Origin of the sequence: Rheinheimera sp. (genome assembly GCF_020217005.1) — a bacterium.
GTDB lineage: Bacteria > Pseudomonadota > Gammaproteobacteria > Enterobacterales > Alteromonadaceae > Pararheinheimera.
In genome coordinates this window covers 1-10,000 of sequence record NZ_JAIWOI010000023.1, presented here as the reverse complement: position 1 = coordinate 10,000, position 10,000 = coordinate 1, and the positions used below count along the sequence as shown (strand labels likewise).

Here is a 10,000-nt window from a genome sequence, read left to right as displayed (position 1 = left end):
GATGCCATGGATATTCATGGTGGTAAAGGCATCTGTATGGGCCCGAACAACTATTTGGCCCGTGGTTATCAGGGTGCGCCTGTCGCTATCACAGTAGAAGGTGCCAACATTTTAACCCGTAACATGATTATTTATGGTCAGGGCGCTATTCGTTGTCATCCTTTTGTATTAGCTGAATTACAAGCTGCAGGTTTAGAAGACGAACGCGCTGCTGTGACTGCCTTTGACCGTGCTTTATTTGGCCATATTGGTTTTAGTATCAGCAACTTCTTCCGTGCTTTATGGTTAGGCTTAAGCAATTCAGCCTTCTCCGCCAGCCCTTATGCAGATGCAACAGCCAAGTACTATAAGCAAATGAACAGATACAGCGCTGCATTAGCACTGATGTCTGATGTAGCTATGGGGACCATGGGGGGTGATCTTAAACGCCGCGAACGTATCTCTGCCCGTTTAGGCGACATGTTATCCATGTTGTATCTGACCTCTGCTGTACTGAAGCGCTTCAACGACGACGGCCGTCCAGCCCAGGATTTACCTTTAGTGCAATGGGCTTGTGAAGACAATATGTACAAAGCTCAGGTCGCTTTGGATGAAATGCTGGATAACTTCCCGAATCGTCTTGTAGGTTCAGTGCTGAGCAAGCTGCTGTTTCCTTGGGGTCGCACTTTACGTAAACCTTCCGATCAGCTGGATCATCAGGTGTCACGTATTATGCAAACACCTTGTGAAGCCCGTAGCCGTTTAGCCACCAACATTTATATGACACTGGAACCAAATAACCAAATTGGTTTAATTGAAAAAGCCCTGACGGATATTCTGGCTGCTGAGCCAATCTTCGACAAAGTGGTGCATGCTGCGAATAAACGCCTGCCGTTCTTCCGCCTGCACGAAGTGGCAACTTTGGGTTTAGAGCTGGGTGTGATCACTGAAGCTGAAGCAGAGAAGCTGCGAGTGGCTGAACAAGGTCGTCTGCACACTATCAATGTGGATGATTTTGATCCGCTGGAATTGGCTGCAGATAAGTCTTTGTTTGATATCAAACCAAAAGCCAAATCAGAAGCAGCTTAAGCTGTATTGATTGCCAAAGAAGCCTGCCCTGTGCAGGCTTTTTTTTGCCTGTAAAACGGTAAGGTAGAGTGCTTAAGAAAAAACGAACAAGCAAAAGTAGATGATGAAGATGAAATGTAGGTATAGGAGTTAGTGACAGAGCAGATTTACAAAACGCAGAAACAAAAAAACAGCATTTCTGCTGTTATTGTCTTTACAGGGAGAATGGTCGGTGATGCAAGATTCGAACTTGCGACCCCTTGGACCCAAACCAAGTGCGCTACCAAGCTGCGCTAATCACCGACGTATAACCTGTCGAGAATGGGGTGGCTGATGGGGCTCGAACCCACGACAACCGGAATCACAATCCGGGACTCTACCAACTGAGCTACAGCCACCACGGTAGAAATTTAACACCTTACTTGTTGCAATGGCGCGCCCGATAGGACTCGAACCTATGACCCACGGCTTAGAAGGCCGTTGCTCTATCCAGCTGAGCTACGGGCGCCAAATTCGAGGCCCTTAGGCTCTCAAGATGGTCGGTGATGCAAGATTCGAACTTGCGACCCCTTGGACCCAAACCAAGTGCGCTACCAAGCTGCGCTAATCACCGACTTCGCTACACTACTGCAACGGGGCGGAATATTACAGCCCAAGCCTTGGAGCGTCAAACCTTTTTTGCAGCTAAAAAACTGATTGCTTAATATTTGAACCCATTTGCCATAAAAGGGTTCAACAGGTGGAAAATCTGCTGATTTTTTAACTTTTTACGTCACTTAAACTGATCTGCTTGGCCTCTTTGCCGTAGCTGTGCGAAAATACAAATCCTCAGATTTCAGGTCAACAGAGCAGTTTTATGGCAGCACAAATCATAGATGGTAAAGCGGTAGCTCAATCTACCCGTCAACAGGTCGCATTAAGGGTTCAGCAACGCCTTGCAGCAGGAAAAAGAGCCCCGGGCCTTGCGGTGGTACTGGTAGGTATGGACGCCGCTTCTCAGGTCTATGTAGGCAGTAAACGCAAAGCTTGTGAAGAAGTCGGCTTCGAGTCTTTTTCTTACGATTTACCTTCAAGCACCAGTCAGCAAGAATTGTTTGATTTAATTGATCAGTTAAATGCTGACAAAAAAGTAGATGGCATTTTGGTGCAACTGCCTTTACCTGCAGGCTTAGACGCTTCTGCCATTCTTGAGCGGATAGACCCTTTAAAAGATGTCGATGGCTTTCATCCTTACAATATAGGCCGTTTAGCGCAGCGTATGCCTGCTCTGCGCCCTTGCACACCAAAAGGCATTATCAAGCTGCTGCAAAGCACTGGGATTCAAATCCGTGGTATGGATGCAGTAGTCGTAGGAGCCTCCAATATTGTCGGCCGTCCTATGGCGTTAGAACTGTTATTAGCCGGTTGCACTACTACTGTCTGTCATAAGTTCACCAAACAGTTGGAGCAACACGTACGCCGTGCTGATTTAGTAGTAGTTGCCGTAGGTAAAGCAGAATTTATTCCGGGCGACTGGATCAAACCTGGTGCGCTGGTGATTGACGTAGGTATTAACCGCTTAGAATCCGGCAAGCTGGTGGGCGATGTTGAATTTGATAAAGCAAAAGAACATGCGCGTTTTATTACGCCTGTGCCAGGTGGTGTCGGACCTATGACAGTAGCTTGTCTGATTGAAAACACGCTAGAAGCTTGTGAGCAATTCCACGATCAGTGAATAAAATGAGGTCAGATCACATTATTTGCTTGGCAAATAATGTGATCTGACCTCATTTTTAGTTAACCCCGGCGCCAGGTAGTTACCCCTGCTTTATCTTCCAGAATAATACCCTTAGCGACCAAAGCATCACGGGCCGCATCTGCAGCTGCCCAGTCTTTGTTAGCGCGGGCTGTATTACGCTGAGCGATCAAGGCCTCAATTTCAGCCACATCATCCGAGTCTGTACCGGATTGCAAAAAGGCTTCAGCATCACCTTGCAAAATCCCCAGTACAGCGCCGAGCTTGATCAGTAAAGCGGCCAACTGAGACGCCTTTGCAGGATCTGTCGCTTTTTCTTTGTTGATATCGCGAGCCAGTTCAAACAATACAGGTAAAGCCAAAGCCGTATTAAAATCATCATCCATAGCGGCAGTGAAGGTTTTGACGTACTCATTGTCCATGTCGACTTCTGTTGCTGGAGCGACTTCACGTAAGGCCGTATACAAACGACCTAAAGCGGAATGTGCTTGCAACAGGTTTTCAGCCGAATAGTTCAGTTGACTACGATAATGGCTGGAGATCAGGAAATAGCGCACAGCTTCAGCGTTGTAATCTGCCAGTACATCTTTAACCGTAAAGAAGTTGCCTAAGGATTTAGACATTTTTTCTTTATCCACCTGCACCATACCCGTATGGATCCAGGTATTCACATAAGGCGTATCATGAGCACAGCAAGACTGGGCAATTTCATTTTCATGGTGCGGGAACTGCAGGTCAGAACCACCACCATGAATATCAAAATGTTTGCCCAAATGTTTGGCACTCATAGCCGAACATTCAATATGCCAGCCTGGACGGCCTTCGCCCCATGGCGAGGACCAGCTTGGTTCATTTGGCTTGGCCATTTTCCACAGCACAAAATCCAATGGATCATCTTTGGCCTGATCAATTTCAACTCTGGCGCCGGATTGCAACATCTCCAGATTCTGCTGACTCAATTGGCCATAGGCAGCGTATTTACTGACATCAAACAGTACGTCACCGTCTGAGGCTACGTAGGCGTAACCTTTGACCACCAATGTTTCAATCAGCTCAATAATTTCAGCCATATGAGTGGTGACACGAGGCTCTATATCGGCAGGCATTAATCCCAGTGCATGAAAGTCATCATGCATAGCAACAGTATAACGGGCGGTTAAAGCATCACAGCTCTCACCGTTTTCATTGGCCCTTTTGATAATTTTGTCGTCTACGTCTGTGATATTACGCACATAAGTGACGTCGTAACCACTGAAACGTAAATAACGGTTCATCACATCAAAAGCGACATAAGTGCGGGCATGCCCCACATGACAGAAATCATAAATTGTGATACCACAGACATACATAGAAACTTTGCCAGGCACTAAAGGCACAAAGGGCTCTTTTTTACGGGTCAGGGTGTTAAAAATCTGCAGCATGGGCTCCTCGGAAAATCATCAAAACGGCAATCACAAAGCGTGACAGTGTAACATCAGCAAAAGCCTTGAGCTATCCTCGCTTTACGCTTTGTTTTAAAGCTACAGAACATTAAAGTCTGCGTAGTGAAGTTACTTGGGTATATGCCACAGCTGCGGTACACTATCGCCGTTTTTAAGCTTGAGGAGAGCATCATGGTTAGCTTACATACCAATTTTGGCGTGATCAAACTGGCATTATTTGCCGACAAAGCCCCTGCAACTGTCGAAAATTTCCTGAACTATGTAAAAGAAGGTTTTTACGACAACACTATTTTTCACCGTGTGATCAATGGCTTTATGATCCAGGGCGGCGGCTTTACAGTGGATATGGAACAAAAAGAGACAGGCAAAGTCATTAAAAACGAAGCCAACAACAAAGTGTCCAACAAAACTGGCACCATAGCTATGGCCCGTACCAGCGATCCACATTCAGCCACCTGCCAGTTTTTTATCAATGTCGCTAACAATGACTTTTTAGATTTCAGCTCAGAAACTTCTCAGGGTTGGGGATACTGTGTATTTGGTGAAGTGGTTGAAGGCATGGACGTTGTAAACAAGATTAAGACTGTGTCTACAGGTCGTAAATTTGGTCATGCCGATGTACCAAACGACGCCGTGATCATCGAAAAAGCAGAAATCCATGGCTAAAGGCCACAGCCTTTTTATTGCCGATCTGCATTTAAGCGAACAACGCCCGGATATTACCGCGGCGTTTTTGCTTTTTCTGCAGCAAAAAGCAGCGAATGCTGATGCGCTTTACATTCTGGGTGATTTGTTTGAAGTCTGGATTGGTGATGATAACCCCTCGCCTTTACTGACCGAAGTGGCCGAAGCCATCAAAGCTTTAACAGCTCAGGCTGTTTCGGTGTATTTTTGTCATGGCAACCGCGACTTTTTACTGGGTAAGAATTTTGCGAAGCGCTCTGGTATGCAATTACTGGCACCACTGACTGTAGTTGAGTTATATGGCCGCCCAACCTTGCTGATGCATGGCGACTCGCTTTGCACCCTGGACATTGGCTATCAAAAGTTTCGCGCCTGGTGGGACCAAAAATGGTGGCAGAAGCTCATATTGTCCTTGCCACTATGGTACCGCCAACATCTGGCTCGCAAAGCACGTCGGGTCAGCGCTATAGATAAAAAAGGCAAAACATCTGAAATTATGGATGTGACGCCGGAAGAAGTACCGCAAGTGATGGCGCAGTATCAGGTGAAGCATTTAATTCATGGTCATACCCACAGACCTGCAGTTCATCAGTTGATGTTAGCCGATGGCAGTGCAGCGCAACGTTATGTATTAGGCGACTGGTATAGTCAGAGCTCTTATCTGGATGTGTCAGAGGACGGCTGGCAACTGCACTTTAACCCCTTGTCCCAGGCTTAATGCTGAGATTTTTATGAGTTTTACCGAATTACTTCAGCCCATTCATCAGTTTTTACAGTGTGAAACCCCGGACAGCTGGATAGCCGAGGCGCAGAAACCACAGCGGCTGGCGATTTTATTACAGGATCACTTAATCTGCGAATTAAAAGCGGCGCAAACCGCCATGTACCTGCTGCGCCGTTATGCCTGCGACAAAGAGAGCTCTTTAACTTTACTGAATTGGCTCAAACCTTTTGAGGACTTTGCCTACCGTTTTGACGGTGATATTCAGAGTTTAAAGCAGGCTGAAAAATTAAATAAAAGCATTATTGGCCGTTCTGATTTTGCGCACTCCGATCGTATTATCGACCGTATGGTGTTGTTAATTCGCGAAGAACTGCACCACTTTTGTCAGGTACTGGAGATTATGCAGGCTCGTGGCATTCCTTATGAAAATATCAGTGCCAGCCGTTATGCCAAAACTCTGATCCAAAACTGCAAAACTCATGAACCGCAAATTCTGATTGATAAGCTGATCTGTGGTGCTTATATCGAAGCCCGCTCCTGCGAGCGTTTCGCAAAACTCGCCGAATGTGTTGACCCGGAGTTAGCCAGCTTTTATACCTCTTTGTTACGCTCTGAAGCCCGGCATTTCGCTGACTATTTGGAGCTGGCGCAAGTGATATCCAAATCCGATATTACCGAGCGGGTAGGCTTTTTTGGCCGGCTTGAAGCAGAACTGATTTCAAGTTCAGATCCTGACTTTAAATTTCATAGCGGCAGTCCCGATATCGCCTTATAAAGCCCAGGCCTTGTCGACGTGGGTTAATATTGCAGTAACTCAGCTGCAGCTATTTTTCACCCTTTCAGAGATTTTCCCGCCTAAACTTGACGAACCAGGTTCTATTAGCCATAACAAAGGTAAGGGTTTGTTGTGTGGCCCTGCAATGAACAACGTAGTAGCCAAGGATAACAACTATGATTTTAAATCACTTATGGGGGCTGTATGCCCATCCCAAAGAAGAATGGCATACGATAGACGCACGTCACGAAAGTTTCAGATACAGCTTAATTCACATCCTGCTTGTCGCCTTAATTCCTTCCATCTGCGCTTATTATTCGGCAGTGCATATCGGCTGGAGTATTGGCGTCGGTGAACCTATACGTCTAACTGCAGACAGCGCTCTGATGCTTTCTGTGGCCATGTATATAGCCCTGATAGGCGGCGTCTTTGCTCTTGCCTATCTGGCACATTGGATGGCTCATACCTTTGGTTCTGAGCCAACTTATACCCAAACTCTGGAATTGGCGTCTTATACCTCAACACCTCTATTTATGGTGGGTTTTGCTGCTTTATATCCAGAGCTTTGGTTTGTCATGCTGGTGGGTTTAGCAGGATTAACCTATTCGGTGTATTTATTGTATGTAGGTGTGCCTATCCTGATGCATATTCCAGAAGAGCGCGGCTTTATCTATGCCAGCTCAGTAGTCACCACAGGCCTTATTCTGCTGGTTTGTGTGATGACAGCTACAGCTATTTTGTGGAGTTCCGGCTTTGGTCCGGCTTTTACTCATTAGCTGGTCAAACAAATTAAAAAAGGGCTGTCTGTGACAGCCCTTTTTTATTCAACTTCCGAGCAGTATTAGTTGCCTTCGTTATGTAACTCTAAACTGGCAGATAATTCAGCTTCTTTTTTCTTCTTTGCCGCTTCGTTGCGCTGTGCGTCCAAACGATTCAGATAGGCCTGATCGATGTCGTTGGTCACGTAAACACCATCAAACACTGAGGTCTCAAAGCGTTTCAGTTCAGGATTTTCTGAACGTACTGCATCCACTAAATCTTCCAGCGATTGGAATATCAGGCCATCAGCGCCAATGATTTTACAGATGCTATCTACGTCGTGACCATGTGCAATCAACTCATTGGCAGACGGCATATCAATACCATAGACGTTCGGGAAACGAATTTCCGGAGCAGCTGAGGCAAAATACACTTTCTTCGCACCAGCTTCACGGGCCATATCAATGATTTGTTGTGAGGTAGTACCACGGACTATAGAGTCGTCGACCAGCAATACGTTTTTGCCTTTGAATTCCTGCCAAATCGCATTCAGTTTACGTTTGACTGACTTTTTACGCTCTCCCTGACCCGGCATAATAAAAGTACGGCCAATGTAACGGTTTTTCACATAACCCTGACGGTATGGTAAACCTAACTCATGCGCGATTTGTAACGCGGCATCGTTACTGGTTTCAGGAATTGGAATAACCACATCAATATCTAAATGGGCCCATTCTTTTTTGATTTTTTCGCCCAGCTTTTTACCCATGGCTACGCGAGACGCATAAACAGAAACATTGTCTATGGTAGAGTCCGGACGGGCAAAATAGACGTATTCAAAAATACAAGGCGCGTAACTTGGGTTTTCAGCACATTGCTGGCTGTATAACTCACCATCTTCAGTGATATACACAGCCTCGCCAGGAGCGACATCACGCAGCACAGTAAAGCCGTCTGCATCTAAAGCAACGCTTTCAGAGGCTACCATATACTCGGTACCAAGCGCGGTTTCACGTTTCCCCATCACCAGAGGACGAATACCGTTTGGATCACGAAATGCCACCAGACCATGACCAATGACGACCGCCACTACTGCATAACCACCACGGATTTTGCGGTGTAAATTAGCAACAGCGCGGAAAATATGGTCCGGGTTGACATGCATATCGGCATGAATATCCAGCTCATGGGCAAAAGCGTTTAATAGTGCCTCTGAATCTGAGTTGGTATTGACGTGACGACGGGCAGTCCGGAATAACTCATCTTTTAACTCTTCAGAGTTGGTCAGGTTACCGTTATGCGCCAGCGCTATACCAAAAGGACTATTGGTATAAAACGGCTGAGCTTCGGCCGTACTGGCTGAACCCGCTGTTGGGTAACGCACATGGCCTATGCCCATATTGCCAGACAAACGCTGCATATGGCGGGCTTCAAATACGTCTTTCACTAAGCCATTGGCTTTGCGCAAACGTAAGGTTTTGTTGTCTACTGTCACTATGCCGGCGGCATCCTGACCACGGTGCTGCAACACAGTTAAACCGTCGTACAACGCCTGATTGACCGGATACTTACCTACGATTCCAACAATACCACACATCGATTATTTCCTCGCCACGCTTAGGGTCGCTGCATAAAACTGGAATGGTTTTTGATGTACTCAAAAAACCATTCAATGATAAAACCAAATTCGGGTATTAGTTTGGACGCTTGCCACCACTCGCTTTGATCAGCGCCAGTAAATGCATCCAGAAAAAATAACAATGCACTGACCACCAGCACTCCACGCAGAGCACCAAAGATCAGGCCAAGTAATCTGTCTGTGCCAGATAAACCTGTAGATTCAACCAAACGGCCAATCAGGTAATTCACTAAGGCACCAAGAATAAGAGTCGAGATAAATAGAACAGCAATAGCAACTGCATTACGCACCAGCGCATCCTGCAATTCAGTGAAGTAAGTCGCCAGATAAGGGTAGTAATAACTGGCCACAAAAAAGGCCAATATCCAGATAATAAGAGAAACCGCTTCTTTGGCAAATCCCCTAATCAGACTGATCACAGTCGACAGGCCGATAATTACCAGAATGGCATAATCAATCCAAACCATTTGCTACCAAAGGATGCTTAAGGACGGCGCGCATTCTATCAAAACACGCACCATAACACCTAATTATTTTCGATAGGTTTAAAAGCCGTCAGCTTAAGACCTGCTGTTCCGGTCAACTGCTGCAGTTGCTGCAGCTTTTGCTCCAGACGTTCTTTTTTTAGTTCAGGCCCCACGACCACACTGACCATAGACTGTCCTTGCGCATTAGTGGTTGAACGGGTAAAGGTGGTAAAACCAGCTTCTTTTAATTTTGCTACCAAAGCCGTAGCGTTATCTGTTTTGCTGAAGCTCCCCACCCGCACTATCCAGGCTGTTTCGTTCAGTGCCGGGTTGCCTTTGGGTTCAACCGGCTTTTCTGTAACGGGGGCAGTAGAGGCTGCGGTTTGTGCTGAACTGTCAGCAACAGGAACCGGAGCCAGAGGATTTTCTGTTGGCACAGGAATGGAGTCAGTGCTTGTTCCTTCCGTAGCTTCTGCAACCATATCAGCACTGTCTGTAGCCGCTTCACTTCCCGGAGCTCCGGCAGTGACTTCTGCAAAACTATTATCCGGCAAAGCAGCATCGGCTGCAGTTTCATTCACCGGAGTCGCCAATAATTCCTGCTGTTTTTCCGCTAATTGCTGTTTGGTAAAGACTTGTTCCTGTTGCACTGTGGCAAATTCCGGCCGCTCCGGTATGGCCTTAAATTCATCTTTGACCACCTGCTTTTGCCCGTCCAGCAAATCAGG

Annotated in this window: 10 protein-coding genes and 4 tRNA genes; 6 read left to right on the top strand and 8 right to left on the bottom strand. The window is 46.4% G+C overall.

Annotated features, from left to right (window positions below):
• Positions 1-1,068, top strand: a 1,068-nt coding sequence (locus LDL40_RS01190) for an acyl-CoA dehydrogenase domain-containing protein (protein WP_300992883.1), incomplete at its 5' end; no start/stop codon positions are given.
• A gap of 205 nt (positions 1,069-1,273) precedes the next feature.
• On the opposite strand, the gene LDL40_RS01185 is transcribed toward LDL40_RS01190, so the two are convergent.
• The 4 genes from LDL40_RS01185 to LDL40_RS01170 all read right to left on the bottom strand — a co-directional run bounded on the left by LDL40_RS01185 (position 1,274) and on the right by LDL40_RS01170 (position 1,660).
• Positions 1,274-1,350 (bottom strand) — tRNA-Pro (locus LDL40_RS01185).
• A gap of 19 nt (positions 1,351-1,369) precedes the next feature.
• Positions 1,370-1,445: transfer RNA gene (locus LDL40_RS01180), tRNA-His, on the bottom strand.
• 33 nt (positions 1,446-1,478) lie between these two features.
• Positions 1,479-1,555 (bottom strand) — tRNA-Arg (locus LDL40_RS01175).
• A 28-nt stretch (positions 1,556-1,583) separates the two neighbouring features.
• Positions 1,584-1,660 (bottom strand) — tRNA-Pro (locus LDL40_RS01170).
• 243 nt (positions 1,661-1,903) lie between these two features.
• On the opposite strand from LDL40_RS01170, the gene folD reads away from it, so the two are divergent.
• Positions 1,904-2,761 carry a bifunctional methylenetetrahydrofolate dehydrogenase/methenyltetrahydrofolate cyclohydrolase FolD gene (gene folD, locus LDL40_RS01165; protein WP_300992881.1) on the top strand — a complete coding sequence of 286 codons (858 nt, stop codon included), beginning with the start codon at positions 1,904-1,906 and terminating at the stop codon, positions 2,759-2,761.
• A gap of 62 nt (positions 2,762-2,823) precedes the next feature.
• Here folD and cysS read toward each other — a convergent pair whose 3' ends face one another.
• Entirely contained in the window at positions 2,824-4,203 is a 1,380-nt protein-coding gene (gene cysS, locus LDL40_RS01160; RefSeq protein ID WP_300992879.1) for a cysteine--tRNA ligase, read from the bottom strand.
• 192 nt (positions 4,204-4,395) lie between these two features.
• On the opposite strand from cysS, the gene LDL40_RS01155 reads away from it, so the two are divergent.
• From LDL40_RS01155 to LDL40_RS01140, 4 genes are all read left to right on the top strand, one after another.
• Positions 4,396-4,890, top strand: a complete 495-nt coding sequence (locus LDL40_RS01155; protein WP_300992877.1) for a peptidylprolyl isomerase — start codon at positions 4,396-4,398, stop codon at positions 4,888-4,890.
• A complete protein-coding gene (gene lpxH, locus LDL40_RS01150) occupies positions 4,883-5,626 on the top strand; it encodes a UDP-2,3-diacylglucosamine diphosphatase (RefSeq protein WP_300992875.1) in 744 nt (247 codons plus the stop codon). The genes LDL40_RS01155 and lpxH overlap by 8 nt, the downstream gene beginning before the upstream one ends.
• Before the next feature lie 13 nt (positions 5,627-5,639).
• Positions 5,640-6,407: a tRNA isopentenyl-2-thiomethyl-A-37 hydroxylase MiaE gene (miaE, locus tag LDL40_RS01145; RefSeq protein WP_300992873.1), complete on the top strand. Its 768-nt coding sequence runs from the start codon at positions 5,640-5,642 to the stop codon at positions 6,405-6,407.
• A 176-nt stretch (positions 6,408-6,583) separates the two neighbouring features.
• Positions 6,584-7,183, top strand: a complete 600-nt coding sequence (locus tag LDL40_RS01140; protein ID WP_300992871.1) for a Yip1 family protein — start codon at positions 6,584-6,586, stop codon at positions 7,181-7,183.
• Between the two features lie 65 nt (positions 7,184-7,248).
• Here the strand turns inward: LDL40_RS01140 and purF are convergent, their stop codons facing one another.
• From purF to LDL40_RS01125, 3 genes are all read right to left on the bottom strand, one after another.
• Positions 7,249-8,763, bottom strand: coding sequence for an amidophosphoribosyltransferase (gene purF, locus LDL40_RS01135; protein ID WP_300992869.1), 1,515 nt, complete (start codon positions 8,761-8,763; stop codon positions 7,249-7,251).
• Between the two features lie 20 nt (positions 8,764-8,783).
• Complete coding sequence (locus LDL40_RS01130; protein ID WP_300992867.1) at positions 8,784-9,272, bottom strand: CvpA family protein; 489 nt, start codon at positions 9,270-9,272, stop codon at positions 8,784-8,786.
• A gap of 59 nt (positions 9,273-9,331) precedes the next feature.
• Positions 9,332-10,000 (bottom strand): SPOR domain-containing protein (locus tag LDL40_RS01125; RefSeq protein WP_300992865.1); only part of this gene is annotated, 669 nt, incomplete at its 5' end.

Coding starts and splice junctions, on each gene's coding strand:
- folD (WP_300992881.1), top strand. CDS start 1,904: ATGGCAGCACAAATCATAGATGGTAAAGCGGTAGCTCAATCTACCCGT.
- LDL40_RS01140 (WP_300992871.1), top strand. CDS start 6,584: ATGATTTTAAATCACTTATGGGGGCTGTATGCCCATCCCAAAGAAGAA.
- purF (WP_300992869.1), bottom strand. CDS start 8,763: ATGTGTGGTATTGTTGGAATCGTAGGTAAGTATCCGGTCAATCAGGCG.
- cysS (WP_300992879.1), bottom strand. CDS start 4,203: ATGCTGCAGATTTTTAACACCCTGACCCGTAAAAAAGAGCCCTTTGTG.
- LDL40_RS01155 (WP_300992877.1), top strand. CDS start 4,396: ATGGTTAGCTTACATACCAATTTTGGCGTGATCAAACTGGCATTATTT.
- miaE (WP_300992873.1), top strand. CDS start 5,640: ATGAGTTTTACCGAATTACTTCAGCCCATTCATCAGTTTTTACAGTGT.
- LDL40_RS01130 (WP_300992867.1), bottom strand. CDS start 9,272: ATGGTTTGGATTGATTATGCCATTCTGGTAATTATCGGCCTGTCGACT.
- lpxH (WP_300992875.1), top strand. CDS start 4,883: ATGGCTAAAGGCCACAGCCTTTTTATTGCCGATCTGCATTTAAGCGAA.